The sequence below is a fragment of the Cryobacterium sp. TMT1-62 genome (assembly GCF_004403145.1).
Classification (GTDB): Bacteria; Actinomycetota; Actinomycetes; order Actinomycetales; family Microbacteriaceae; genus Cryobacterium; species Cryobacterium sandaracinum.
In genome coordinates this window covers 26,788-52,859 of sequence record NZ_SOGZ01000024.1, presented here as the reverse complement: position 1 = coordinate 52,859, position 26,072 = coordinate 26,788, and the positions used below count along the sequence as shown (strand labels likewise).

The window sequence follows — 26,072 nt, the reverse complement described above, 5'->3', positions numbered from 1 at the left end:
GGGGTAGATATCCAACCCGGCCGGCTGGATCTCCTGAGTTGACCACGACACTCGCGAATGCGCAGCGGTTCTTGCGCGGGCGGGGCGAGTGCCCGTCCCGCCCGACGGCAACCGGTGGATGCGTCGTTCCTGCGGCTGCGGCTCTGCCTCGGCCAGCCGGCATGCGGGCGGGCCGGCGTCGCCCCGGCCGCGCCCGCGCGTCGCGTGGCCAACTCAGGACATCCGTCGTCCGGGCTGCCCAGCCGCCGCGAACGAGTACGGGACCAGTTCGGATGCCGGTGTAGCCGGACGGATCTCCTGCGTAAGCCACAACGCGCGCCGGATCTGCGGCAGGGCTTGTGAGGTCCAGGCACTCGCATCCTTCTCCGTCGCAGCCCGAACGAATTCGACGGAGATTCTGGTTGAAAACTACTTTTTTGAAAGGTTCTAGGCCCATTTCGGCAAAATCTCCGTCGAATTCGTTCGGGACGGGATCGCTCCAGGGCCTTGGGCTCGACCGGCAGGGGACTTTCGAGCCGCCGGGGCTCGCCGCAGTAGGGTGAAAGCATGGTCACCCGGATTAACCCCAGCATCCTCGCCGCCGACTTCGCCAATCTCGAACGGGACCTGGGGCGCATCCGCACCGCCGACCTGGTGCACGTCGACATCATGGACAACCATTTTGTACCGAATCTGACGTTCGGACCGCCCGTCGTCGACCGCCTCGCCCAGGTCTCCCCGCTGCCCTTCGACCTGCACCTGATGATCGAGAACCCGGAGCGTTGGGCGCTCGGCTACGCCGAAGCCGGCGCGTTCTCGGTCACCTTCCACGCGGAGGCCACGACCAACCCGGTCGGCCTGGCCCGCAAGCTGCGCTCGATCGGCGCCCGGGCCGGCATCGCCCTCAAGCCCGGCACGGCCATCGAGCCCTACCTCGAGCTTCTGCCCGAATTCGACCAGGTGCTCGTGATGACCGTCGAACCCGGCTTCGGGGGGCAGAGCTTCATGCCCTCCACCATGCGCAAGCTCCGCACCCTGTCGGAGGCCGTGAAGAAGTCCGGCCTGGACGTCTGGCTGCAGGTCGACGGCGGCATCACCGAGGACACCATCGTCATCGCCGCCGAGGCCGGGGCGAACACGTTCGTCGCCGGCTCCAGCGTGTTCAACGCCGCGGACCCGGCGAAGCAGATCGCCCTGTTGCGCGCCGCCGCGACCGAACACCAGCACGCGCACTAGTACCCTAGTCAGGTGAAGACTTTTGACGACCTGTTCGCTGAACTGAGCGACAAGGCACGGACCCGCCCCGACGGTTCGGGGACCGTGCGCGAACTCGACGCCGGCGTACATGCCATCGGCAAGAAGATCGTCGAAGAAGCCGCCGAGGTCTGGATGGCCGCCGAGTTCCAGAGCGACGACGAAACCGCCGCCGAGATGAGCCAGCTGCTGTACCACGTACAGGTGATGATGCTGGCGAAGGGGCTGACCCCCGCCGACCTGTACCGCCATCTGTGACGCGTCATCAGAGAGACTCCACCCGGTTGACCCCGTGAGACCTGTTCGCCAGAACCTGAAGACGCAGAGAGTGCCCAAATGCTGAGAATTGCCGTGCCCAATAAGGGCTCGTTGTCCGAAACCGCCGCGCAGATGCTGTTCGAGGCCGGCTACACCGGCCGCCGCGACCCGCGCGACCTCGTCGTCGCCGACCCCCGCAACGACGTGGAGTTCTTCTACTTGCGTCCCCGCGACATCGCCACCTATGTGGGCTCCGGAGCCCTCGACGTGGGAATCACCGGGCGCGACCTGCTGCTCGACTCGGGCTCCACCGCCCAGGAGATCGCCAGCCTCGACTTCGGCGACTCCACCTTCCGTTTCGCCGGCCCCGCAGGCCGCTTCACCGACCTGGCCGACCTGTCCGGCCATCGCGTCGCCACCAGCTACCCCGGACTGGTCGAGGCCTTCCTCGCCGAGCACGACGTCAGCGTGACACTGGTCACCCTCGACGGCGCGGTCGAGTCAGCCGTTCAGCTCGGCGTGGCGGATGCCGTCGCCGACGTCGTCTCCACCGGCTCCACTCTGCGCAAGGCCGGCCTCGAGATCTTCGGCCCGGTCATCCTGCAGTCCACGGCCGTGCTGATCAGCTCCGAGAACGACAAGCCCGGCATCGCGACCCTCCTGCGCCGCTTGCAGGGCGTGCTCGTGGCCCGCCAGTACGTGCTGATGGACTACGACATCCCGCAGACGCTCCTCGACGACGCCTGCCTGCTGGCGCCCGGCATCGAGTCGCCCACCGTATCGTCCCTGCACGACCCGGAATGGGTTGCCGTGCGTGTGATGATCCCGCGCCTGAACACGAACCATGTCATGGACGCCCTCTACGAGCTCGGGGCGCGCGCCATCCTGATCAGCTCCATTCACAACGCCCGCTTGTAACGGGCTGACCGGCGGTACCCAGATGCGGCGACACACAATGGAGGCACAATCGTGAGTCTTTCGGTGCGGGTCATACCCTGCCTCGACGTGGCCGACGGCCGCGTGGTCAAGGGCGTGAACTTCCAGAATCTGCGAGACGCGGGCGATCCGGTCGAACTCGCCCGCCGGTATTACGAGCAGGGAGCCGACGAACTCACCTTCCTCGATGTGACCGCCACGGTGGACAACCGTGCCACCACCTATGACGTCGTGCGCGCCACCGCAGAGCAGGTCTTCATCCCGCTTACGGTGGGCGGCGGCATCCGCACGGTCGAGGACGTGTCCCGGCTGCAGGCCAGTGGTGCCGACAAGGTCGGAGTCAACAGCGCCGCCATCAAGCGGCCCGCCCTGATCGGCGAGATCGCCGACCGGTTCGGCTCCCAGGTGCTCGTGCTCTCGCTTGATGTGAAGCGCAGCGGGCGCACCGAGTCCGGCTTCGTCGTCACCACCCACGGTGGCCGCACCGAAACCGACCTGGACGCTCTCGCCTGGGCGCAGACGGCCATCGGGCTGGGGGTCGGCGAGCTGCTCGTCAACTCCATCGACGCCGACGGCACGAAGGCGGGCTTCGACGTCGAACTCATCACGCTGATGCGCGCCCTGAGCACCGTTCCGGTGATCGCCTCCGGCGGCGCCGGCCGGGTCGAGGATTTTCCCCCGGCCATCGCGGCGGGGGCGGATGCCGTGCTCGCGGCATCCGTGTTCCACAGCGGCCAGCTGACCGTCGGCGACATCAAGGCGGAGCTCCGGCACGCCGGAATGCCCGTGCGCTGATGATGCTGTGCCTTACCCGACCCGAAACGGCTCCGTAAATGACCGATGTACTCTCCACCCTCGACGACGCCCTGGCCAGGGCCGTCTTCAACTCCGACGGCCTGCTGCCGGCGGTGATCCAGCAGTGGGACACCGGTGAGGTGCTCATGCTCGGTTGGATGAACCGGGAAGCGCTGCGCCGCACGCTCACCGAGGGGCGCGTGACGTTTTGGTCGCGCAGTCGCCAGGAATTCTGGCGCAAGGGCGACATCTCCGGCCACGGCCAGTATGTGAAGTCCGCCGCGCTCGACTGTGACGCGGACACCCTCCTGGTGCAGGCGGACCAGGTCGGAGCAGCCTGCCACACCGGCTCCCGCACCTGTTTCGACGGGCGCGGCATCGAGGTCGTGACCGGCGCCCGCCCCGCGGCACCCGACGTGGCAGCAGACCGGGCAACCACCCAAAAACCGAAGGACTGACCATGGCACCGAACAGCTCCGGCCCAGCCCCGACGACCACCGCCGGGCAGTTCGCGCTCCAGATCGACGACCACCGGGTGTTCCCCGTGGTGCGCGAACTCTTCGCCGACGGCGAAACCCCGGTGGGCATCTACCGCAAGCTCGCTGCCGGCCAGCCCGGTAGCTTTCTCCTCGAGTCCGCCGAGCAGGGCGGCATTTGGTCGCGGTTCTCGTTCGTGGGCGTGTCCTCGTTCGGCGTGCTCACCCAGCAGGGCGACGAGACCCGCTGGCTCGACTATGGCCTCTCGGCTGAGCGCGCCCTCGGCGACGCCACCGGCCTCGGCCCGCTGGCGGCTCTCGCGGCCCTCCACGAACGCTGGGAAACCCCGCGGATGCCCGGCCACCCACCCCTGACCGGCGGCCTCGTCGGATTCATCGGCTGGGAGGCGATCCGCCAGATCGAGCGCCTGCCGAATCGCCCGCCGGCGGACTACGACGTGCCGGGCCAGGCCTTCAGCTTCGTGGCCGACCTCGTCGTGATCGACCACAAATTCGGCACCGTGCAGCTCATTGCCAACGTTCTGAACGACGGCCACGACGAACCGGATGCCCTCTGGGCCGCCGCCCAGGACCGGCTCGACGCCCTGCAGTCTCGCCTGGCCGAGCCCTCCGAGACCTGGCTCGCGGAGGTCGACCTCGCCACGCCCGCCTCCCCGACGAACCGCACCCGACGTGAGGACTTCCTCGCCGCTGTCGACGTCGCCAAGGAGCACATCGTCGACGGTGACGTGTTCCAGGTGGTCGTCTCCCAGCGGTTCGACCAGGAGTGCACGGCGGACCCCATCGACGTCTACCGGGTGCTGCGCAGCCTCAACCCGTCGCCCTACATGTACCTGCTGAGCCTGGAATCGCCGGAGAAGGAGACTTACTGGATCGTGGGCTCCTCCCCGGAGGCCTTGGTGAAGGTGCAGAACGAACGCGTGTTCACGCATCCGATCGCGGGCTCGAAGCCGCGCGGCACGACCCCGGAGGCCGACGCCGACTTCGAAGCCGAGCTCGCGGGCGACGCCAAGGAACGCGCCGAGCATCTGATGCTCGTGGACCTGGCCCGCAACGACCTGCTCAAGGTGTGTGCACCCGGCTCGGTCGAGGTGACCGAGTTCATGCGCATCGAGCGGTTCAGCCACATCATGCACCTCGTCTCCTCGGTGGAGGGGAACCTGCTGCCGGGCCGGTCCGCGATCGACGTCTTCCGCGCCACGTTCCCGGCCGGCACTCTCTCCGGGGCCCCGAAACCGCGCGCCCTCGAGATCATCGACGCGCTCGAGCCCGCGCAGCGCGGCGTGTACGGGGGGGTGGTCGGCTACTTCGGGTTCGCCGGGGACGCGGACCTGGCCATCGCCATTCGGACCGCAACGATCATGAATGGCGTCGCCCGCGTGCAGGCCGGCGGCGGCCTCGTCGCGGACTCCGACCCGGCGTCGGAATACCAGGAGTCGCAGAACAAGGCCGCGGCGCCCCTTCGCGCAGTCGCGGTCGCGAACGCCATGAAGCGGGTGCGCTAGGTGGCATCCGCACGGCGCCTCAAGCTCGGGCACATCCTCGTGATGCTGGCGGCCAGCGGTCTGGCCCTGCTGGCCTGGACCCAGGTCTGGGTGAACGTCATCGTGGAGCAGTCCGGCTCGGCTGTGCACAGCCTCGAGGTGTCCGGCTCCACGGCCGCCCCCGGGGTGACAGCCCTTGCCCTCGCCGGACTGGCCCTCGCCGGTGCCCTGAGCATCGCCGGTCCCGGCATCCGGGTGGTCCTCGGCCTGCTTCAGGTTCTGCTCGGCTTCTCCGTGTGCCTTTCGGCTATTTTGGCCGTCACCGATCCGGCGGCGGCCAGTGCCGGCGCGGTCACCGATGCCACCGGAATCTCCGGCGCAGACTCGGTCGTCGACGCCGTCGCCTCAGCGGCCGTGACCCCGTGGCCGTTCATCGCGCTGCTCGCCGGCGTGGTCATGGGCGGCGCCGGGGTCGGGGTGCTCGTCACGTCCCGGCGTTGGCCCGGACCGACGTCCCGCTACCAGGCCGTGCGATTCGAAGCGGCCGAGTCGGCCGAGTCGGCCGAGGCGACGGATGCCGGCGATTCCGACGCCGCGGACGTTTCCGCACCCGAACGTGACGCCATCGACGACTGGGACGGGCTGAGCCGCGGCGAAGACCCCACCACCCCGCAGTGAATCGAGACCTGATTCCCGGTTTCACCTGGTGCGCTGGGGAGGCCGGGGAACCGTGGGGCCGCTAGACTTGACTTGTCCGTCAGCGCACAAGAGGAGAATCATGAGCTTTGAATCGGTAGACCCAGGTGAAGGCCATTCGATCGCGGCCTGGACCGCCGTCACCATCATGCTTCTCGCCGTCGCGATCGGCACCGTTGCCTTCTTTCTGGTGATCCCTTGGCTCGTCTGGGCATCCGTCGGCCTGCTGGTGGTTGGCCTGCTGGTCGGCCGGATCCTCGCCAAAATCGGTTACGGCGTAGCCGATACGGCTCACCTGGGCCACTAGTCGAGTGCTGTCTGATCTTCTAGCCGGGGCCGTCGCCGACGCTGAACTTCGTCGGGCCGCCCGTCCGTTCGCCATCGTCGAGGCAACCGCTCTCGACCAAACTCCCGCGATCGATGCCCTGGCGGTGCTCGCACCCGCCGATCAGGTCAAGATCATCGCGGAGGTCAAGCGCGCCAGCCCGTCCCGGGGCACCCTGGCCGAGATTTCGGACCCTGCCGCCCTCGCCGTCTCCTACGAGTTCGGCGGCGCCAGCGCGATCAGCGTGCTCACCGAAGGTCGCAAGTTCCTCGGCTCCCTGTCAGACCTCGAGCAAGTGCGATCCGCCGTGCGCATCCCGGTGCTGCGTAAAGACTTCATCGGCTTGCCGTACCAGGTCTTCGAGGCCAGGGCGGCAGGTGCCGACATGGTTCTGCTCATCGTCGCCGCACTCGACCAGACCACCCTGGTCTCCCTGCACGACCTCGTGCGCCAGCTCGGCATGACCGCGCTGGTCGAGACCCATAGCGCCGAGGAGGTCGACCGTGCCCTGGCCATTGGCGCAAGCCTCGTCGGGGTAAACGCCCGCGACCTGTCCACGTTCCAACTCGATCAGGACCTGTTCGGCAGGCTCGCGGACCGGATCCCCTCGGGCGTCGTCCGCGTCGCCGAATCGGCCGTCAAGACCGCCGCCGACGTGGCGCACTACCGCGCCGCCGGCGCCGACATCGTGCTCGTCGGCGAGGCCCTCGTCACAAACGATCCCATCCGAACCCTCTCCGAATTCCTGGCGGTTTAAATGTCAACGTCCCTCAGAACAGAAGCAGGCCCGTACTTCGGCGACTTCGGCGGGAGGTTCGTGCCGGAGTCCCTCGTGGCTGCCCTCGACGAGCTGACCGACGAGTACGCTCTGGCACGGCAGGACCCGGCCTTCGCGGCCGAATTGATGGAATTGCACCGGAGCTACACCGGGCGCCCGTCCATCATCACCGAGGTGCCCCGGTTCGCCGCGCACGCCGGCGGTGCCCGCATCATCCTCAAGCGGGAAGACCTCAACCACACCGGCTCGCACAAAATCAACAATGTGCTCGGCCAGGCTCTTCTCACCAAGCGCATCGGCAAGTCCCGCGTCATCGCCGAGACGGGCGCCGGGCAGCATGGCGTGGCGGCCGCGACGGCCGCCGCCCTGTTCGGGCTCGACTGCGTCGTCTACATGGGCGAGGTCGACACGGAGCGCCAGGCCCTGAATGTGGCCCGGATGCGACTGCTCGGCGCCGAGGTCGTGCCGGTCAAGACCGGGTCCCGCACCCTGAAAGACGCCATCAACGACGCCATGCGTGACTGGGTCACCAACGTTGAGACCACCAACTACATCTTCGGTACCGTCGCCGGGCCGCATCCGTTTCCGGCCATGGTGCGCGACTTCCAGAAGATCATCGGCGAGGAGGCCCGCCAGCAGGTGCTGGACCTCACCGGCCGCCTCCCCGACGCGGTCACCGCCTGCGTCGGCGGTGGTTCGAACGCCATGGGTATCTTCCACGCGTTCCTCGACGACCCGGAGGTGGCGCTGGTCGGCTACGAGGCCGGCGGTGACGGCGCGGAGACCCTGCGCCATGCGGCGACGATCACCAAGGGGCGCCCCGGCATCCTGCACGGCGCCCGCAGCTTCCTGCTGCAGGACGAAGACGGTCAGACCGTGGAGTCGCACTCCATCTCTGCGGGTCTGGACTACCCGGGGGTGGGCCCGGAACATGCGTGGCTCGCCAGTATCGGCCGGGCCACCTACCTGCCGGTCACCGATGACGAGGCGATGAGCGCCCTCCGGCTGCTCAGCCGCACGGAGGGCATCATCCCCGCCATCGAGTCGGCGCACGCCCTCGCCGGCACCTTGGACCTCGGCAAGCAGCTCGGACCTGACGCCACCATCCTGGTAAACCTCAGCGGACGCGGCGACAAGGACATGGAAACCGCGGGTCGGTACTTCGACCTGCTCGACAAGGGCGCGGAACAGTCATGAGCACGGAAACAGGTACGGGTTCCACGACCGGAACGACGAGCACGGTCGAGGCGACAATCGCCCGTCGCCGCTCCGAGGGCGGCGGTGCTCTGATCGGCTACCTGCCCGTCGGGTTTCCCACCCTGACCGAGAGCATCGACGCGGCCGTGGCACTCGCGCAGAACGGTGTCGACGTCATCGAGCTGGGCCTGCCGTACACCGATCCCGTCATGGACGGGCCAGTGATCCAGGCGGCCACCCAGCAGGCTCTGGCCAACGGCTTTCGGCTGCGGCACGGGATCGAGGCCGTCGCGGCGATCACCGCCCAAGTGAACGTGCCCGTTCTGGTCATGACCTACTGGAACCCGATCATGCAGTACGGCGTGGACCGGTTCGCCGACGACCTGCTCGCGGCGGGAGGCGCCGGGCTGATCACGCCCGACCTCATCCCCGACGACGCGGCCGCCTGGGTGGGAGCCAGCACGCGAACCGGACTCGACCGTGTCTTCCTCGCCGCCCCGTCGTCGTCCGACGCCCGGCTGCGTCAGGCAGTGGACGCCAGCCGCGGCTTCGTCTACGCGGCCTCCACCATGGGAATCACCGGCGCCCGTGGCGACGTGGACTCCGCCGCGCGGGTGCTCGTCGACCGCCTCCGCGCCGTCGGGTCCACCAGCGCGTGCGTCGGACTCGGCATCTCCACCCCGGAGCAGGTGCGGGAGATCCTCGCCTACGCCGATGGCGCCATCGTCGGTTCCGCCCTGGTCAAGGCACTGTCCGACGGGGGAGTGCCGGCCCTGGCCGTCCTCACCCGTGACCTCGCGGCCAGTGCCCGGGATCTGCGCCCCGCCGTCTGATCCCCGCCATCGAAGCACCCAAAAGCTAAGGTAAGTTGACCGAGGCGGTCACGGGGCCTCCCCGGCGCCACGATGAAAGGTAGTCCCCAGGTGTCTTTTCTTCTGAGCATCCCGAGCCCGAGCCCCGAATGGAGCTCGTTCACCCTCGGCCCGTTCACCATCCACGCCTACGCCCTCTGCATTCTGGCAGGGATCATCGCCGCCACCGTCATGACGAGCCGCCGACTGTCTGCGCGCGGCGGAGAGCCGGGCGTGGTGCTGGACATCATCCTGTGGGCCGTTCCGCTCGGCATCGTCGGCGCGCGCTTATACCATGTGTTCACGCACCCCTCCGACTACTTCTTCGAGGGTGCCAACCCTCTCGAGGTGTTCGCCATTTGGAACGGCGGCAACGCCATCTTCGGAGCGCTCCTGGGCGGGGCCGTCGGCGCTTACATCGGCTGCCGCATCTCGGGCATCCGGTTCTGGGCCTTCGCGGACGCCCTGGCACCGGGGATGCTCGTGGCGCAGGCCATGGGCCGTCTCGGCAACTGGTTCAACGAGGAGCTCTTCGGTCTGCCGACCGACCTGCCCTGGGGCCTCGAGGTGTCCGCGGCGAACCCGGCCCTCCCGATCGGGCTTCCCCCCGAAACGTTGTTTCACCCAACCTTCCTCTACGAGATGGTCTGGAACGTGGTCGGCGTCGTCCTGATCCTCGCGATCGAACGCAAGGTCGCGCTCCGCTGGGGCAAGGCCTTCGGCGTCTACCTGATTTGGTATGGCCTCGGCCGCAGCTTCTTCGAATCGATCCGGGTCGACCCGAGCGAGATGTTCTTCGGCCTCCGCACCAATGTGTGGGCCGCTTTCGCCGCCATCCTGCTGGGAATCATCCTGATCGTCGTGCAGAGCAAGCGCCACACGGGCCTGCCCGCGAGCGTGTACATTCCCGGCCGCGAGTGGAAGGGGCCCGACGCTGAGGTAGAATCTGATGAGTTTGATTCGGACCCCAAGGATCACGGTGATGAGGCCGTCGGTCCCGCCGGATCAGGCGACGTTGCAGCCACAAGCACCAGCAACTCGCGCCTCTAGGCTCAAGGTTGACTCCAACCTGTTCCACGGCTTGTGACCCGGTATGACGGGCCGCCGCGCACATGTCTACCTGAGCGGGCCAGCGTCGTCCCCACTCGCCAGTTACTTTTGTGAGGACGGTCCAATGCCGCAAACACCCCTCTTCTCGCGCTTCAGCGCAGTGCCGAAGCCGCAGGGCTTGTACAACCCGGCCGATGAGCGCGATGCCTGCGGCCTCGCCATGGTTGCCACGCTTCGGGGCACCGCCGGGCACGACATCATCACCCTCGCCCTCGACGCGCTGCGCAACCTCGAGCACCGCGGTGCGGTCGGATCGGATGCCGGCACCGGAGACGGCGCGGGCATCATCACTCAGGTTCCCGACGAGTTCCTGCGGTCGGTCACCGATTTCGCCTTGCCCGCGGCGGGCCGCTACGCCGTCGGCAATGTGTTCCTGCCGATCGATCCCACCAAGCGCAGCGGCATCAAGCGTCAGATCAACCGGATCGCCCTCGAAGAGGGACTGGTGATCCTCGGCTGGCGCGAAGTTCCCGTGCGCCCCGACGAGGTCGGCACCCTGGCGCGCGCGGCCATGCCGGCCATCCAGCAACTGTTCGTGCAGAGCGCCCGCACGACCGAGGCCGGCGACACGCTCGGCGACATCGCGCTGGACCGCCAGGCAGTCAGGCTGCGGAAGCGTGCCGAACGCGAGCTGGAGATCTACTTCGCCTCACTGTCCTGTCGCACCGTGGTCTACAAGGGTATGGTCACGACGCTTCAGCTGGAGCCGTTCTACCCGGACCTGTCCGATCCGCGCTTCGTCTCCAGGCTCGCCCTCGTGCACTCCCGCTACTCCACCAACACGTTCCCGTCCTGGCCGCTCGCGCAGCCGTTCCGCATGATCGCGCACAACGGCGAGATCAACACGGTTCAGGGCAACCGCAACTGGATGCAGGCGCGCCAGTCGCAGCTCGAATCCGACCTGCTCGGCGACCTGGCGCCGCTGCTCCCGATCGTCACCCCCGGCGGCAGCGATTCGGCCTCGTTCGATGAGGTCGTTGAGCTGCTCAGCCTGTCGGGGCGTTCGCTCCCGCACGCCGTCATGATGATGGTGCCGGAGGCCTGGGAGAACCAGACCGACCTCGACGCCGAACGCCGTGCGTTCTACGAGTACCATTCCATGCTGATGGAGCCGTGGGACGGCCCGGCCGCGATCGTGTTCACCGACGGATCCCTCGTCGGCGCCACCCTCGACCGCAACGGGCTGCGCCCCGGCCGCTACCTCATCACCGACGACGGCCTCGTCGTGCTCGCCAGCGAGATCGGGGTGCTCGACATCGACCCCAACCGGGTGGTGCGCAAGGGCCGCCTGCGTCCCGGCAAGATGTTTCTGGTCGACACGGTCGCCGGACGCCTGATCGAAGACGACGAGATCAAGGCCGACCTCGCGGCCAGCGAGCCGTGGGGAACCTGGCTGGACGCCGGGCGCATCAACCTCAAGGATCTGCCCGAGCGGGAGCACATCGTGCACCCGCCGGCATCCGTCGTGCGCCGCCAGCGCACCTTCGGCTACACCGAGGAGGAGGTGCGCATCCTGCTCGCGCCGATGGCTCGCCTCGGCGGGGAACCGCTCGGCGCGATGGGCTCCGACACCCCCATCGCCGTGCTCAGCGACCGACCCCGGCTGCTCTTCGATTACTTCACGCAGCAGTTCGCTCAGGTGACCAACCCGCCGCTCGACTCGATCCGCGAGGAAGTTGTCACTTCCCTCAAGCTCGGGCTCGGTCCGGAACGCAACCTCCTCTCGGTGGGCCCCGAGCACGCCCGGCAGGTCGTGCTCGATTTCCCCGTGATCGACAACGACGAGTTGGCGAAGATCCAGCACATCGACACCGCGCCGGGCAGCCGCACCACCAGGACCATTCGCGGGCTCTACCGGTTCGAAGACGGGCCGGACGCCTTGGAGGCCCGCATCAAGGAGATGTGCGCCGAGGCCGACGCCGCCATCGACGACGGCGCGATGTTCCTCGTCCTGTCCGACCGGGATTCCAACAAGGATCTGGCCCCGATCCCGTCGCTGCTGATGATTGCCGCGGTTCACCACCACCTGATCCGCACCGAGAACCGCATGAAGGTCGGCATCGTGGTCGAGGCCGGCGATGTGCGCGAGGTGCACCACGTCGCCCTCCTGATCGGCTACGGCGCATCCGCCGTGAACCCGTACCTTGCGATGGAAACGTGCGAGGATTTGGTGCGCAGTGGCTACATCACGACCGGCACGCCCGAACAGGCCGTGCGCAACGTGATCAAGGCCCTCGGCAAGGGCGTGCTCAAGATCATGTCCAAGATGGGGATCTCGACCGTCTCCTCCTACGCCGGCGCGCAGACCTTCGAGGCCGTGGGACTGAGCCAGGAATTCATCGACCAGTACTTCACCGGCACCACCAGCAAGCTCGGCGGCATCGGCATCGAGGTGGTCGCGGCCGAGAATGAGGCCCGGCACCGGGCCGCCTACCCCGAGGATGCCGCGGTCACCGCGCACGAACGCCTCGCGACCGGAGGTGAGTACCAGTGGCGCCGCGACGGGTCTCCGCACCTGTTCAACCCGGACACCATTTTCCGGCTCCAGCATTCCACCCGCACGCGCAGCTACGACATCTTCCGCGAGTACACGAAACTCGTCGACGACCAGGCGACGAGCCTGATGACGCTGCGCGGCATGTTCACCTTCACCACCGGCAAGCGCCACCCCGTGCCGCTGGACGAGGTGGAACCGATCTCCTCGATCGTGAAGCGCTTCGCGACGGGGGCGATGAGCTACGGATCGATCTCCGCCGAGGCGCACGAGACCCTCGCCATCGCAATGAACCGCCTTGGGGGCAAGTCCAACACCGGTGAGGGTGGAGAAGACCTTGACCGCCTGCTCGACCCGGAGCGACGCAGCGCCGTCAAGCAGGTGGCATCCGGCCGGTTCGGTGTGACCAGCATGTACTTGTCCCACGCCGACGACATCCAGATCAAGCTGGCGCAGGGAGCCAAGCCCGGCGAGGGCGGCCAGCTGCCGCCCACGAAGGTCTACCCGTGGATCGCCCGCACCCGGCACGCGACCGCCGGCGTCGGCCTGATCTCGCCGCCCCCGCACCACGATATCTACTCGATCGAAGACCTCAAACAGTTGATCTTCGACCTGAAGCGGGCGAATCCGACCGCACGCATCCACACCAAGCTCGTCAGCCAGTCCGGTATCGGCGCGGTCGCCGCCGGAGTGGCCAAGGCCCTGTCCGACGTCATTCTCATCTCCGGTCACGACGGCGGAACCGGCGCGAGCCCGCTCAACTCCCTCAAGCACGCGGGGACCCCCTGGGAACTCGGCCTGGCCGAAACGCAGCAGACCCTGATGCTCAACGGGATGCGCGACCGGGTCGTGCTGCAGGTCGACGGCCAGTTGAAGACCGGCCGTGACGTCATCATCGGAGCGTTGCTCGGCGCCGAGGAGTTCGGCTTCGCTACCGCCCCGCTGATCGTGGAGGGCTGCGTCATGATGCGCGTCTGCCACCTGGACACCTGCCCCGTCGGGGTGGCCACCCAGAATCCCGAGCTGCGCAAACGTTTCACTGGCAAGGCCGAGCACGTGATCAACTTCTTCGAGTTCATCGCTCAGGAGGTGCGCGAGTACCTCGCCGAGCTCGGATTCCGCAGCCTCGACGAGGCCATCGGCCACCGGGAGGTGCTCGACGTCAACGGGGCGCTTACGCACTGGAAGGCCTCCGGACTCGACCTGTCGCCCATCCTCGTCGGTCCGGACTTCTCCGCGGGGGAGCCCCGGCAGTCCGGTCGCCCTCAGGAGCACGAACTTGAGCTCCACTTCGACAACGAACTGATCCGGCAGAGCGCCAGTGTGCTTGAACATGGTGGGCAGGTCTCGATCTCCCTGCCCATCCGAAACACCGAGCGGGCCGTGGGCACCATGCTCGGCCACGAGGTCACCGTGCGCCACGGCGAGAACGGGCTGCCGTCCGGTTCCATCGACGTCACCCTCACCGGCAGCGCCGGACAGTCCTTCGGCGCGTTCCTGCCGAGCGGCATCATCCTGCGGCTCGAGGGTGACTCCAACGACTACGTCGGCAAGGGTCTCTCCGGTGGCCAGATCACCGTGCGACCCGACCGGGGCAGCCTGTTCCCGGCCGAGCAGAACGTGATCGCCGGTAACGTCATCGGCTACGGCGCGACCCAGGGCAGCATGTTCATCCGCGGCATCGTGGGCGAACGCTTCCTGGTGCGCAACTCCGGGGCCACCGCCGTCGTCGAGGGCGTCGGAGATCACGCCCTCGAATACATGACCGGGGGACTGGCGGTCATCCTGGGCGAAACGGGGCGCAACCTGGGTGCCGGTATGTCTGGCGGAACCGCCTACGTCTACGGTCTTCGTACCGAGGATGTCAACCGGCAGGCCCTCGACTCCGGCGAACTCACACTTCTGCCGCTCGGCGGCGCGGACCGCGAGATCGTGCGCGACTTGCTCGGACAGCATCATGACCAGACCGAGTCCGCCCTGGCGGCCCGGCTGCTGGCCGATTTCGAGACCACCATGTCCACATTCGTCAAGGTGCTACCGCGCGACTACGCGGCCGTCCTGGCAACCAGGCAGATCGCCGTCGACGAGGGCCTCGACCCCGATGGCGTCGTCGTTTGGAACCGCATTCTGGAGGCAACCAATGGCTGATCCGAAAGGATTCCTCAAGACCACGGACCGGGAGCTTCCGGCCCGCCGTCCCGTATCCGTTCGTCTGATGGACTGGAAAGAGGTCTACGAGCAGGGCGACGCGACGCAACTGAAACGCCAGGCCGGCCGCTGTATGGACTGCGGTGTGCCGTTCTGTCAGCAGGGCTGCCCGCTCGGCAATATCATTCCGGAATGGAACGACCTCACCTGGCGGGACGAGGGTCGACAGGCCATCGAACGTCTCCATGTCACCAACAACTTCCCGGAGTTCACCGGGCGTCTCTGCCCGGCACCCTGTGAGTCGGCCTGCGTTCTCGGAATCAGTCAGCCGCCGGTCACGATCAAGCAGGTTGAGGTCTCCATCATCGACCAGGCCTTCGCCAACGGATGGGTGCAGCCCCAGCCGCCCGGACGCCTCACCGGCAAGACGATCGCGGTCGTCGGCTCTGGCCCGGCCGGCCTCGCGGCCGCGCAGCAGCTCACGCGGGCCGGTCACACGGTGGCGGTCTTCGAGCGCGACGACCGGATCGGCGGGCTTTTACGTTACGGCATCCCGGACTTCAAGATGGAGAAGAAGCACCTCGAGACCCGACTCGGCCAGATGACGGCCGAGGGCACCCGCTTCCGAGCAGGCGTCACCATCGGGGTCGACATCACCTGGGATGACCTCCGGGCCCGCTATGACGCTGTGGTGGTCGCCACGGGGGCCCTGGTACCCCGCGACCTGCCGATCCCCGGGCGCGACCTGCCCGGAGTGCACTTCGCCATGGAATACCTCGTGCAGCAGAACAAGGTCGGCGCCGGCGACACTGTTGACCAGCAGATCACCGCCGAGGGCAAGCACGTGGTCGTACTCGGCGGCGGCGACACCGGCGCCGACTGCATCGGTACCGCGCACCGCCAGGCCGCGGCATCCGTCACGAATCTCGCCATCGGCCGCCAACCGGGCATGGAACGGGCGGAACACCAGCCGTGGCCGCTGTCACCGACGCTGTTCGAGGTGTCGAGCGCCCACGAAGAGGGCGGCAACCGCGAGTACCTGGTGTCGACGGTGGAGTTCCTGGCCAACGAAGCGGGCGAGGTGCGCGCCATCCGCGTGGCCGAGACCGAATTCCTGGGCGGACGCCGGGTGCCCAAGGCCGGAACGGAGCGCGAGATCCCTGCGGATCTGGTTCTCCTGGCCATGGGCTTCACCGGTCCTGAATCACGCGAGCTGACCGACCAGCTGCACGTGCCGGTCGATGGGCGGAGTAATGTCGAGCGTGACGTTAATTACCAGACCAGCCATGAAGGCGTGTTCGTTGCTGGTGATGCCGGCCGTGGCCAGTCGCTCATCGTCTGGGCGATCGCCGAAGGTCGGGCTGCTGCGGCAGCCGTCGACAAATTCCTCGAAGGCGAGACGCAACTGCCTGCACCGGTCAAACCGTCCGATCATGCCTTCGCAATCTGATTGGTCACTGATCCAGTGATTCGATTCCAAGAGATTCACCACCCCGTGGTCTCCCAACCATCAACAGAGAATATGCGCCGAAACAGCGCGGAAACCGGAGTTCTTTCAGAATGAGACGCGCCAAAATTGTCGCCACGCTCGGGCCGGCAGCAGCCAGCTACGATCAAATTCGTGCCCTTATCGATGCCGGTGTCGACGTCTGCCGGATGAACCTGAGCCACGGGGACTACCAGGTCCACGAGGGTGTTTATGCGAATGTACGCAAAGCAGCGAACGACTCCGGTCGTGCCGTCGCCGTCATGGTCGACCTGCAGGGACCGAAGATCCGTCTCGGAAAATTCGAAGGCGGCCCTTACGAACTTGCCCTCGGAGACATTTTTAAGATCACCACAGAAGAAATCCTGGGTACCAAGGAACTCTCCGGCACCACGTACAAGGGCCTGCCCCAGGACGTCAGGCCCGGCGACTTCCTGCTGATCGACGACGGCAAGGTCAAGGTCGAGGTGGTGGCCACGAACGACACCGTCGTGACGACCAAGGTGATCGTTGCCGGCCCGGTGTCGAACAACAAGGGCATCAACCTGCCCGGTGTCGCCGTCAACGTGCCGGCCCTGTCCGAAAAGGACGAGGCCGACCTGCGCTGGGGTCTCCGCCTCGGCACGGACCTGATCGCGCTGTCGTTCGTTCGGGACGCCGCCGACATCACCCGCGTGCACGAGATCATGGCCGAAGAAGGACGCCGCGTTCCCGTGATCGCGAAGATCGAGAAGCCGCAGGCCGTGGAGAACCTCGAGGGCATCGTCGACGCGTTCGACGCCATCATGGTGGCCCGTGGCGACCTGGGCGTGGAGCTGCCGCTCGAGGCCGTTCCGATCGTGCAGAAGCAGGCGGTCGAGCTCGCTCGTCGCATGGCCAAGCCGGTCATCGTGGCGACGCAGATGCTCGAGTCCATGATCCACAGCCCGGTGCCGACCCGCGCGGAGACGTCTGACGTCGCCAACGCCGTGCTCGACGGCGCGGATGCGGTCATGCTCAGTGGCGAGACCAGCGTCGGCGAGTACCCCGTCGTCACGGTCCAGACGATGGCGCGGATTGTCGCGTCGACCGAGGACCACGGCCTGGAGCGTATCGTTCCGCTGACGAACAAGCCGCGTACCCAGGGCGGTGCGATTACCCTCGCCGCCATCGAGGTCGCCGAGTTCGTCGAAGCGAAGTTCCTGTGCATCTTCACGGAGTCCGGTGACTCGGCCCGACGGATGTCCCGGCTGCGGTCGAAGATCCCCATGCTGGCTTTCACCCCGGAGCCCGGTATCCGTCGTCGACTGGCCCTCACCTGGGGCATCCAGACCTACCTGGTCGACCGGGTCACCCACACGGATGCCATGTTCGGACAGGTGGATGACATCCTGCTGGGCCAGGGTCTGGCACAGCTCGGTGACAAGGTCGTCGTCATCAGCGGTTCCCCTCCCGGCATCGCGGGTTCCACGAACGACATCCGTGTGCACCGCGTCGGCGATGCCCACAATGAAGTTCACCCGGCGTACGCGAAGAAGTAGCGCCGCGACGGAGAAAGCCCCGCCGCCCGGCTTCGGGTGGCGGGGCTTTCTCGTGCTGTCAAATCTGCGCGGCACAGCCGAGCGCCGTGATGCTGTGACCCACCGCCCCCGGGCGACACCCTGTTCCCCTTCAGTGTCGCCCATGAGGCTGTGCGCGTGAACACTCCGAACCGGAGCGTGACTGGACGGTCCGTGGCGTGCGCGGGTCCCCCGACCCGGTAGCGTGGGCATGTCCAACCTCATTTCAGGCTAGCACCTGTTGGACATGTCTAATGTCACGGTCCGGCGCCACGGGACAGCGGCGCACAGGGGGGAGCAGGACGTGAACTACGAAGCACGCACCGAGCGGGCGCGCGAACTGGTGGCCACCCTCACCCTCCCGCGTCCGCTGACCGCCGCGACGCTGCACCGGTACATGGAAGGTCTGCGCGGCAAGGCGATCCTGATTCGTGCGGCGAGTCCGCGGCTCGTAGAATCCGGAGTCTGCGGGCTGTGGATCGAGGTCGCCGGGGAGAATTTCGAGCGCATCCACCATGCGCCGACGGACTCCGCCGTGCACCGCCAGCAGTTCATCAACCATGAGTTCGGCCACATGATCCTGCGGCATGAGAAGCAGCTGATGCCGGCCGAGCGGGTCGCGCTGCTCGCACCCCTCATCCCGCTCGACTCGATCGCATACGCGCTGTCCCGCAGCAACTTCACCGACGAGCAGGAAGCCCTGGCCGAGGCGATCGGCGACCGGCTGGCCCTGATCATGTTCGGAGACAGCGCCGAAACGGCCAACGGCCCCCGAACCGGTTTCGGCCGGGTGCTGTAGTGCAGATCATCCTGCTATCGGTGTCGGCGTTGATCTGGATCGCCACAATATTGTGCGTGCCGTCACTCCTTCGCGGTCGTCGTCGCCGTCTCTTCTGGGTCCTCGTTGCTTTCGGGACGACAATGACCCTGCAGCCTTACGTCGTGTACAACGCCGTCGACGGACTACTGGGTGGGGACAACGTCGCCTACTTCAGCTTTCATGCAACGGCGATCGTTACCATTGGTCTCCTGGACGGCATCGTGCAGGAGGCCGTGTCCGTGGGCGGTCTCACGCGGCGTAGGAATCAGGTGACCGCACTCGTCACCGGCGCAATTGTCACCGCCCAAGCTGTCCTATTCTTCGGCGGAGACTGGCGTTTTCGAGACCAGATCCACGAGGCTTTTCCGAATCGTTGGGATTTCGCCGCCTACTCGTCCACCACGTGGATTGCGATGGCACTCTTCTCCGTGTCGGTAGGTGCGGCATGCGCGTCCGATCTACGCCTTCAGCATCGGTTGATCACTCGGGCGTCTCTCGCTCTCGTTGTGCTCGGTTGCCTCGGGGTTCTGGTCTACACGATCGTCAGCTTCGCGAGCGTGACCGCAGCCCTTCTCAGTCCGGACTTCTCCTTTGACGGGTGGCCCTACACCGCTTACCACATCGCCCTCGCCACCGCTCCCGTCTGCCTCGGCCTGGGTCTGGGTCTGACTGCCATGGAAGTGGGTATCCAGGCCCTGGCGAAGACCAGCCGCAACCGGGTGCTGCTGTGGCAGATCACTCCGTTGTGGGAGCGCCTGCTGGCCGGATCTCCGGAGCTCAGCATCGAGCGCGACCTCTCGCGCGTCGGGCTGCTCCTCGTGCGGGCTCCCGGCGCTCACCTGTACCGGCGTTACGTCGAGGTGCGGGATAGCCTGCTCCTCAACCCAGACCAGAGCCTGACGGTATCCGAACGGACACTGATCAACGCCGCCGAGAACCACGTGCGGGCCATCCCCGCCGCAGCTTCGATCGTCACCACCCTTGCCCGCCCCGCGACACCCCGACAGGACCACACATCGTGATTGACCCGCGAGCAGCCGACGACGGGCCCAGCATCCCCGGCGAACCGATCAGTCCGCAGCGGGAACTGGCACGCAAGCTCAACCTCCTGCTTGACGTGGTCGTCGCCGAGGGCAACACGCCGCACACCTACAAGCAGATCGCCGCGGGACTGCAGGCGCGGGGCCTGTCGCTCTCCCGAGCCCGGTGGGCCTACATGATCACCGGGGACGGGCCTCTCGTGACAGACGTCGACCTGCTCACGGGCATCGGCGAGTTCTTCCGTATCCCGCCGGAGTACCTGCTGGGCTCTGACTGCGACCTCCCCGACCGCGTCGATTCCCAGCTCGCGTTCGTGAAAAGCCTGCGTGCCCAGCGCGTGGTCAACTTCGCGGCACGCACGCTCGGGGATGTGTCCCCGGAGACGCTGCGGTCGATCACCGCGCTCCTGGAAGAGGACATGCAGCGCGGCGATGCCGCGCGACCCGCTGAGGGCTGACGGGCTGACGGGCTGACGGGCTGACGGGCTGGCCGATGCGCCGACTGGCGCTGAGGCCCCGGCAGAGCCGAAACGGCCCGACTCGGCGGAAATTTCTGCCTGGGGGTGTTGGTACCGGTGGTGGGACTCGAACCCACACGTCCTTGCGAACAAAGCATTTTGAGTGCTCCGCGTCTGCCATTCCGCCACACCGGCTCACAACACCTGCTCCAGAATACCGTAGGCTTTCTCCCGTGACCGACCAAGACTCCACCCCAGTACCTCCTCGCCGCGTTGTCGTTGCCGAGGATGAGTCCCTCATCCGCCTCGACATCGTCGAAATCCTCCGCGACGCCGGATTCGAGGTGGTCGGTGAAGCCGGCGACGGAGAAACCGCTGTCGCCCTGGCCACCGAGCTGCGGCCCGACCTGGTCATCATGGACGTGAAGATGCCGCACCTCGACGGAATTTCCGCGGCCGAGCGCATCACCAAGGCGCACATCGCCCCCGTCGTGCTGCTGACCGCGTTCAGCCAGAAAGAACTCGTCGAGCGCGCCACGGAAGCGGGCGCGCTGGCCTACGTGGTCAAGCCGTTCACCCCGAACGACCTGCTGCCCGCCATCGAGATCGCGCTGTCGCGCTACAGCCAGATCATCACCCTCGAGGCCGAGGTGGCCGACCTCGTCGAGCGCTTCGAGACCCGCAAGCTCGTCGACCGGGCCAAGGGCCTGCTCAACGAGAAGATGGGGCTCACCGAGCCCGAGGCCTTCCGGTGGATCCAGAAGGCGTCCATGGACCGCCGGCTCACCATGCACGACGTCGCCCAGGCGATTATCGAGCAGCTCAGCGCCAAGAAGTAACCTTCGGCAGCCGGGCAGATCACCCTTCGAGGTTGATGCCTGGCCGTTTTTCAAGCCTCGGGTCTTGCGCCTCGGGCCGGTTCGTCAGTTCCTTGATCAGATTGGTGATCCGGATCGTCGAGCAGCGCCGGCCCTGATCATCCGTGACCGCGATCTCGTGCGTCGTGAGCGTACGGCCCAGGTGCACCGGCGTGCAGACACCCGTGACGAAGCCCGACGTCGCCGACCGGGTATGCGTGGCATTGATCTCGATCCCCACCGCCAGGCGGCCGGGACCGGCGTGCAGATTGGCGGCCATCGAGCCCAGCGACTCGCCCAGCACGACATAGGCGCCACCGTGCAGGAGCATCGCCGGTTGCGTGTTGCCCTCGACGGGCATCCGTGCCACCGCGCGCTCGATCGTGAACTCGACGAACTCGATGCCCATCTTTTCGGCCAGGGAGCCGGCTCCCCGCTGCTGGACCCACTCGAGGGCGTCCGTGGTCTGCTGGATCATAGTCACCTTCGGTCGCTGCACCTGCCCGCGCCGGATGACGCTTGTAGGCTATCTCTGTGTCAGATTCCGAAAAGCCTACCCTGATGATCATCGACGGCCATTCCCTGGCCTACCGGGCGTTCCACGCCCTCCCCGTGGACAGTTTCCAGACCCACGACGGGCAGCACACCAACGCCATCCACGGGTTCCTGTCCATGCTGCTCAGTCTGCTGCGCAACGAGAAGCCCACGCACATCGCCGTGGCGTTCGACATCTCGCGGTTCTCCTTTCGAACGCGCGAATACGCCGATTACAAGGGCACGCGGGCCAGCACGCCAAGCGAGTTCATCGGGCAGGTGCCGCTGCTGCAGGAGGCCCTGGCTGCGATGAACATCACGACGCTGACCAAGGAAGACTTCGAGGCCGACGACATCCTCGCAACACTGTCCGTGCGCGGCAACCAGGAAGGCTTCCATGTCCTGGTGGTCTCGGGGGACCGGGACACGATCCAACTCGTCAACGAAAACGTCACCCTGCTCTACCCGGCCAGCCAGGGCGTCTCGGCGCTCACCCGCTACGACCCGGCCCGGGTGCGCGAGAAGTACGGCATCGAGCCGGCACAATACCCGGATGTCGCGGCCCTGGTCGGCGAGACCAGCGACAACCTGATCGGGATCTCCAAGGTGGGGGAGAAGACCGCCGTGAAGTGGCTCGGCCTCTACGGCAGCCTCGACGGCATCCTGGAACACGCCGAGGAGATCAAGGGCGTCGTCGGCAACAACCTGCGCGAGCAGAAAGAGAACGCGATCCGCAACCGGCGACTCAACCACCTCGTCACCGACCTCGACCTCCCGGTGGAGCTCCCCGACCTCGTGCGGCGCCCCATCGACGAACCGGCCGTGCGCGCTGTGTTCGGTCGGCTCGAGTTTCGCACCCTGCTTGACCGCGTGATCAAGCTTGAGGGCGCCGGCGCGACCGAAGGCGTCGCCGTGGTCGTGCCGGAGGAAGTGCTGGTCGCCGCGCCTCAGGCCCCCGCCGCCCAGGACCTGCTCGACGAGGAGCTGGCCGCGTGGATCGCCCGGGCCACGGTCGCCTCCCCGCAGGGCCTCGCTCTCTCCGTCGAGGTACACGAGGGCAAGGCCATTGGCTTCGGAGTGTCCGGACCGACCGAGTCGGTAAACCTGCCCTGGCAGCCCGGACGCACGGACTACCTCGCATTCGAGGCCTGGTTGGCCAGCGACTCGCCCAAGATCATGCACGACGCCAAGAGCCAGATCAAGGCGCTCCGCCGCAGCAACCTGGACTTTTCGGGGCTGGTGTTCGACAGCCTGATCGCGGGCTGGCTACTGCGCCCCGGGGTGCCGGACAAAACCCTCGCCACCCTCGTCTTGCGATACCTGGGCGAAACCCTGCCGGTGACCGACCCCAACCAGCTGATCCCGGCCGAGAACGAGGCCGGGGGCGTGCCGGTGGAGTCCTGGTACACGTTCCGGGTGGCCGCGGCCATCGACGCGCTGCTCGACGACGGGTCCCGCGAGGTGCTCACCACCATCGAGATGCCCACCCTGCTGGCACTCTCCGACATGGAACTGGCCGGCGTGGCCGTCTCCCATGACCAGTTGTCGGCACTGTCCGGCCAGCTGGGCGAGCGCGCCGCCGGGTTGGCCGCCAGCGCCTACGCCGAGATCGGCCGCGAGGTGAACCTCGGTTCACCCAAGCAGTTGCAGGAGGTGCTGTTCGACCAGCTCGGCATGCCCAAGACCCGGGCGAACAAGACCGGGTTCTCGACGGATGCCGGGGCTCTGGCCGACCTGCAGGCCAGCAACCCGCATCCGTTCCTTGACATGCTGTTGCAGCACCGCGACGCCACCAAGCTGCGCCAGATCGTGGAGACCCTGGACAAGGCCATCGACAAGACAGGACGTATCCACACCACGTATGTGCAGATCGGCACGGCCACCGGTCGGATCTCCTCCACCGACCCCAACCTGCAGAACATCCCGGTGCGCACCGAGGAGGGCCGCCGCATCCGGGCCGCATTCCACGCGGCCAACGGGGCCGACTGCCTGCTCACCGCCGACTACTCGCAGATCGAGATGCGCATCATGGCGCACCTTTCCGGCGACGCGGGACTGATCGAGGCCTTCAACGCCGGCGAAGACCTGCACCGGTTCGTCGGCGCAAGCGTGTTCGGCGTGGCGCCGGAAGACGTCACGAACGAGATGCGCTCCAAGGTCAAGGCCATGTCCTACGGCCTGGCCTACGGATTGAGCGCCTTCGGGCTGTCCCGGCAGCTGCGCATCGAGACGAAGGAGGCCAAGCAGCTCATCACAGACTACTTCGCCCGGTTCGGCGCGGTACGCGACTACCTGCGCAATGTCGTCGAGCAGGCCAAAATAGATGGTTACACGGCCACCATATTCGGCCGCCGCCGCCCGTTCCCCGAGCTGCACAGCGCCAACCGGGTCGTACGCGAGAACGCGGAGCGCGCGGCCCTCAACGCGCCGATCCAGGGGTCGGCCGCCGACATCATGAAGATCGCGATGAACGGGATCGCCGTGGACCTGATCGACGGCAATTTGGAGTCGCGCATGCTGCTTCAGGTACACGACGAACTGATCTTTGAGGTTGCCCCGGGGGAGTGGGATGCGCTCCGCCAGGTCGTGACGCACCGGATGGAGACCGCAGCGGACCTGTTGGTGCCGCTCGACGTGCAGGTCGGCCGCGGCGACAACTGGGATGCCGCCGCCCACTAGGCAGCGACTACCAGCCGCCCGAATGCGAGGTCCGGCGCTCCGCCCGCGGTCGAGCGCGTGTTCTAGGCTCGGGTCATGACAACCGACAAGCAGCGCACCCCCACGCCGATCGACCGGATCGCCGAGGACTGGGTGGACACCCTCGTCGATATCGACCCGACCGTGGGCACGTACATCGGCCGCACCGAGGTTGACGGCCGCTTCGGCGACTACTCCCCGGACGGGCTGGACCGCAGGGTCGACGCGGCCCGATCCTTCATCACCCGCCTCGACGCGGCCACGGCCGTCGACGACGTCGACGTCGTCACCCGCACCGACCTGCGCAGCTCGCTCGCCCTCGACGTCGAGAGCGCCGAAGCCGGATTGCCGCTGCGCGACCTGAACGTGATCGCGTCGCCGGCCCAGGGCATCCGGGAGGTCTTCGACCTGATGCCCACCGCCACCGTCGCCGACTGGGACACCGTTTGCGCCCGTCTGCGCGCACTGCCCGGGGCCATCAACGGCTACATCCAGACCCTGCGTCTCGGTATCGAGCGCGGCAGTATGCCTGCCCGGCGTCAAGTGCAGGAAGTCATCCTGCAGGCCCGGCGCCACGCGGCGAACGACGGCTTCTTCGCCGAGCTCGCCGCCAACGCCGGCCACGACACGGGAGCGCTCCCGGCCTCGCTGGCCAAGGATCTCGACACCCGGGCGCGTGCCGCTGCCGCGGCCTATGGAACGCTGGCGGACTTCCTCGGCACCGAGCTCGAGGGCAGGGCCCCCACCCGCGACGCCATCGGTCGCGACCTCTACCTGCTGCAGTCCCGCCGTTTCCTCGGCGCGACCATAGACCTCGACGAAACCTATGAGTGGGGCGTGGAGGAGCTGGCGCGGATGGTCGCCGAGCAGGAGAGCATCGCCGACCTGATCAAGCCGGGCGCGAGCGTGCCCGAGGCCATTGCGTTCCTCGACACCGAACCCAGCCGCAAGCTGCACGGCACCGACGCCCTGCAGAAATGGATGCAGGAGACCAGCGACCGAGCCGTCGCCGAGCTCTCCGAGACCCAGTTCGACATCCCCGACGAGATCAAACGCCTCGAGTGCCTGATCGCCCCCACCCAGGAAGGCGGCATCTACTACACCGGGCCTACGGACGACTTCTCCCGCCCGGGCCGGATGTGGTGGTCGGTGCCGGTCGGGATCACCGAATTCGACACCTGGCGCGAATTGACCACCGTTTACCACGAGGGCGTGCCCGGCCACCATCTGCAGATCGGCCAGGCCGTCTACAACCGGGCCAAGCTGAACACCTGGCGCCGCCAGCTGGCCGGCACCTCGGGTCACGCCGAGGGCTGGGCGCTCTACGCGGAACGTCTGATGGAGCAGCTGGGCTACCTCGATGACCCGGCCGACCGTCTCGGCATGCTGGACGGGCAGCGGATGCGCGCCGCCCGCGTCGTCCTCGACATCGGCGTGCACCTCGAGAAGCGGCTGCCCGACGGTTCGGGCCCCTGGACCGCCGACTACGCCTTGGAGTTCTTGGGCCGGAACGTGAACATGAACGCGAGCTTTGTCAAGTTCGAGGTGAACCGGTACCTCGGCTGGCCGGGGCAGGCCCCGTCCTACAAGGTCGGCCAGCGCATCTGGGAGCAGCTGCGGGACAGGTACAGGGAGCGCGAGGGTGACGCCTTCTCGATCAAGGAGTTCCACCGCAAGGCCCTCGATCTCGGCGGGGTCGGCCTGGACACCCTCCAGGCGGCGATGCTCGGTTAACGTTCGGGGTCGATCGGCGTAGTTTCGGTGGGGGACGGGCAAGTTGCCGGCCTCTCCCGCAAACAGCTAAGCTTGACTGTCACGCTTGTGACGAACTGTCCACCGC

Annotated in this window: 22 protein-coding genes and 1 tRNA gene; 21 read left to right on the top strand and 2 right to left on the bottom strand. The window is 67.2% G+C overall.

Translation table 11 applies throughout. The features are described from left to right. Positions 1–546: 546 nt before the first annotated feature. From rpe to E3T34_RS05795, 18 genes are all read left to right on the top strand, one after another. Positions 547–1,215, top strand: a complete 669-nt coding sequence (rpe, locus tag E3T34_RS05880; RefSeq protein WP_134342455.1) for a ribulose-phosphate 3-epimerase — start codon at positions 547–549, stop codon at positions 1,213–1,215. A gap of 12 nt (positions 1,216–1,227) precedes the next feature. Next, on the top strand, positions 1,228–1,491 hold the full coding sequence (locus E3T34_RS05875) for a phosphoribosyl-ATP diphosphatase (protein ID WP_104100525.1): 264 nt from the start codon (positions 1,228–1,230) through the stop codon (positions 1,489–1,491). 78 nt (positions 1,492–1,569) lie between these two features. Continuing rightward, a complete protein-coding gene (gene hisG / locus E3T34_RS05870; protein ID WP_104194874.1) occupies positions 1,570–2,409 on the top strand; it encodes an ATP phosphoribosyltransferase in 840 nt (279 codons plus the stop codon). 51 nt (positions 2,410–2,460) lie between these two features. Continuing rightward, positions 2,461–3,222, top strand: a complete 762-nt coding sequence (hisF, locus tag E3T34_RS05865; RefSeq protein WP_134342454.1) for an imidazole glycerol phosphate synthase subunit HisF — start codon at positions 2,461–2,463, stop codon at positions 3,220–3,222. Between the two features lie 38 nt (positions 3,223–3,260). Continuing rightward, the gene (hisI, locus tag E3T34_RS05860) at positions 3,261–3,680 is read left to right on the top strand and encodes a phosphoribosyl-AMP cyclohydrolase (RefSeq protein ID WP_104171001.1); all 420 of its coding nucleotides are present in this window, start codon (positions 3,261–3,263) and stop codon (positions 3,678–3,680) included. A 2-nt stretch (positions 3,681–3,682) separates the two neighbouring features. Further along, positions 3,683–5,224, top strand: coding sequence for an anthranilate synthase component I (locus E3T34_RS05855; protein WP_134342453.1), 1,542 nt, complete (start codon positions 3,683–3,685; stop codon positions 5,222–5,224). After that, positions 5,225–5,881, top strand: a complete 657-nt coding sequence (locus tag E3T34_RS05850) for a Trp biosynthesis-associated membrane protein (RefSeq protein ID WP_241976773.1) — start codon at positions 5,225–5,227, stop codon at positions 5,879–5,881. Between the two features lie 100 nt (positions 5,882–5,981). Beyond that, the gene (locus E3T34_RS05845) at positions 5,982–6,206 is read left to right on the top strand and encodes a DUF6704 family protein (protein ID WP_104100531.1); all 225 of its coding nucleotides are present in this window, start codon (positions 5,982–5,984) and stop codon (positions 6,204–6,206) included. A 4-nt stretch (positions 6,207–6,210) separates the two neighbouring features. Then, positions 6,211–6,981 (top strand): indole-3-glycerol phosphate synthase TrpC, encoded by a 771-nt coding sequence (gene trpC / locus E3T34_RS05840; protein ID WP_104194870.1) that lies wholly within the window; start codon positions 6,211–6,213, stop codon positions 6,979–6,981. Further along, positions 6,982–8,199, top strand: coding sequence for a tryptophan synthase subunit beta (gene trpB, locus E3T34_RS05835; RefSeq protein WP_104100533.1), 1,218 nt, complete (start codon positions 6,982–6,984; stop codon positions 8,197–8,199). After that, positions 8,196–9,032: a tryptophan synthase subunit alpha gene (trpA, locus tag E3T34_RS05830; protein ID WP_104100534.1), complete on the top strand. Its 837-nt coding sequence runs from the start codon at positions 8,196–8,198 to the stop codon at positions 9,030–9,032. The genes trpB and trpA overlap by 4 nt, the downstream gene beginning before the upstream one ends. Positions 9,033–9,104: 72 nt before the next feature. Then, on the top strand, positions 9,105–10,100 hold the full coding sequence (gene lgt / locus E3T34_RS05825; protein WP_134342452.1) for a prolipoprotein diacylglyceryl transferase: 996 nt from the start codon (positions 9,105–9,107) through the stop codon (positions 10,098–10,100). Positions 10,101–10,224: 124 nt separating this feature from the next. Next, positions 10,225–14,802, top strand: a complete 4,578-nt coding sequence (gene gltB / locus E3T34_RS05820; protein ID WP_134342451.1) for a glutamate synthase large subunit — start codon at positions 10,225–10,227, stop codon at positions 14,800–14,802. Then, entirely contained in the window at positions 14,795–16,252 is a 1,458-nt protein-coding gene (locus tag E3T34_RS05815; RefSeq protein ID WP_134342450.1) for a glutamate synthase subunit beta, read from the top strand. Before gltB ends, E3T34_RS05815 begins: the two co-directional genes overlap by 8 nt. A 110-nt stretch (positions 16,253–16,362) precedes the next feature. Next, positions 16,363–17,808 carry a pyruvate kinase gene (pyk, locus tag E3T34_RS05810; protein WP_104100538.1) on the top strand — a complete coding sequence of 482 codons (1,446 nt, stop codon included), beginning with the start codon at positions 16,363–16,365 and terminating at the stop codon, positions 17,806–17,808. A 322-nt stretch (positions 17,809–18,130) separates the two neighbouring features. After that, the gene (locus E3T34_RS05805) at positions 18,131–18,625 is read left to right on the top strand and encodes a hypothetical protein (protein ID WP_104100539.1); all 495 of its coding nucleotides are present in this window, start codon (positions 18,131–18,133) and stop codon (positions 18,623–18,625) included. A gap of 122 nt (positions 18,626–18,747) precedes the next feature. Further along, complete coding sequence (locus tag E3T34_RS05800) at positions 18,748–19,668, top strand: DUF6545 domain-containing protein (RefSeq protein ID WP_134342449.1); 921 nt, start codon at positions 18,748–18,750, stop codon at positions 19,666–19,668. Further along, positions 19,665–20,144: a hypothetical protein gene (locus E3T34_RS05795; RefSeq protein WP_233191355.1), complete on the top strand. Its 480-nt coding sequence runs from the start codon at positions 19,665–19,667 to the stop codon at positions 20,142–20,144. Before E3T34_RS05800 ends, E3T34_RS05795 begins: the two co-directional genes overlap by 4 nt. Before the next feature lie 109 nt (positions 20,145–20,253). On the opposite strand, the gene E3T34_RS05790 is transcribed toward E3T34_RS05795, so the two are convergent. Then, positions 20,254–20,339, bottom strand: a tRNA-Leu gene (locus tag E3T34_RS05790). Positions 20,340–20,377: 38 nt separating this feature from the next. Here E3T34_RS05790 and E3T34_RS05785 point away from each other — a divergent pair. Continuing rightward, positions 20,378–20,983 (top strand): ANTAR domain-containing response regulator, encoded by a 606-nt coding sequence (locus tag E3T34_RS05785; protein ID WP_104100541.1) that lies wholly within the window; start codon positions 20,378–20,380, stop codon positions 20,981–20,983. 19 nt (positions 20,984–21,002) lie between these two features. On the opposite strand, the gene E3T34_RS05780 is transcribed toward E3T34_RS05785, so the two are convergent. After that, positions 21,003–21,479, bottom strand: coding sequence for a hotdog fold thioesterase (locus tag E3T34_RS05780; RefSeq protein ID WP_104100542.1), 477 nt, complete (start codon positions 21,477–21,479; stop codon positions 21,003–21,005). Positions 21,480–21,535: 56 nt separating this feature from the next. Between E3T34_RS05780 and polA the strand changes: the two genes are divergently transcribed. Further along, the gene (gene polA / locus E3T34_RS05775; protein WP_134342448.1) at positions 21,536–24,214 is read left to right on the top strand and encodes a DNA polymerase I; all 2,679 of its coding nucleotides are present in this window, start codon (positions 21,536–21,538) and stop codon (positions 24,212–24,214) included. A 75-nt stretch (positions 24,215–24,289) separates the two neighbouring features. Continuing rightward, the gene (locus E3T34_RS05770; RefSeq protein ID WP_134342447.1) at positions 24,290–25,966 is read left to right on the top strand and encodes a DUF885 domain-containing protein; all 1,677 of its coding nucleotides are present in this window, start codon (positions 24,290–24,292) and stop codon (positions 25,964–25,966) included. Positions 25,967–26,072 lie beyond the last annotated feature (106 nt).

Coding starts and splice junctions, on each gene's coding strand:
- rpe (WP_134342455.1), top strand. CDS start 547: ATGGTCACCCGGATTAACCCCAGCATCCTCGCCGCCGACTTCGCCAAT.
- hisG (WP_104194874.1), top strand. CDS start 1,570: ATGCTGAGAATTGCCGTGCCCAATAAGGGCTCGTTGTCCGAAACCGCC.
- hisI (WP_104171001.1), top strand. CDS start 3,261: ATGACCGATGTACTCTCCACCCTCGACGACGCCCTGGCCAGGGCCGTC.
- E3T34_RS05855 (WP_134342453.1), top strand. CDS start 3,683: ATGGCACCGAACAGCTCCGGCCCAGCCCCGACGACCACCGCCGGGCAG.
- E3T34_RS05845 (WP_104100531.1), top strand. CDS start 5,982: ATGAGCTTTGAATCGGTAGACCCAGGTGAAGGCCATTCGATCGCGGCC.
- trpB (WP_104100533.1), top strand. CDS start 6,982: ATGTCAACGTCCCTCAGAACAGAAGCAGGCCCGTACTTCGGCGACTTC.
- trpA (WP_104100534.1), top strand. CDS start 8,196: ATGAGCACGGAAACAGGTACGGGTTCCACGACCGGAACGACGAGCACG.
- lgt (WP_134342452.1), top strand. CDS start 9,105: ATGAAAGGTAGTCCCCAGGTGTCTTTTCTTCTGAGCATCCCGAGCCCG.
- gltB (WP_134342451.1), top strand. CDS start 10,225: ATGCCGCAAACACCCCTCTTCTCGCGCTTCAGCGCAGTGCCGAAGCCG.
- E3T34_RS05815 (WP_134342450.1), top strand. CDS start 14,795: ATGGCTGATCCGAAAGGATTCCTCAAGACCACGGACCGGGAGCTTCCG.
- pyk (WP_104100538.1), top strand. CDS start 16,363: ATGAGACGCGCCAAAATTGTCGCCACGCTCGGGCCGGCAGCAGCCAGC.
- E3T34_RS05800 (WP_134342449.1), top strand. CDS start 18,748: ATGACCCTGCAGCCTTACGTCGTGTACAACGCCGTCGACGGACTACTG.
- E3T34_RS05780 (WP_104100542.1), bottom strand. CDS start 21,479: ATGATCCAGCAGACCACGGACGCCCTCGAGTGGGTCCAGCAGCGGGGA.
- E3T34_RS05770 (WP_134342447.1), top strand. CDS start 24,290: ATGACAACCGACAAGCAGCGCACCCCCACGCCGATCGACCGGATCGCC.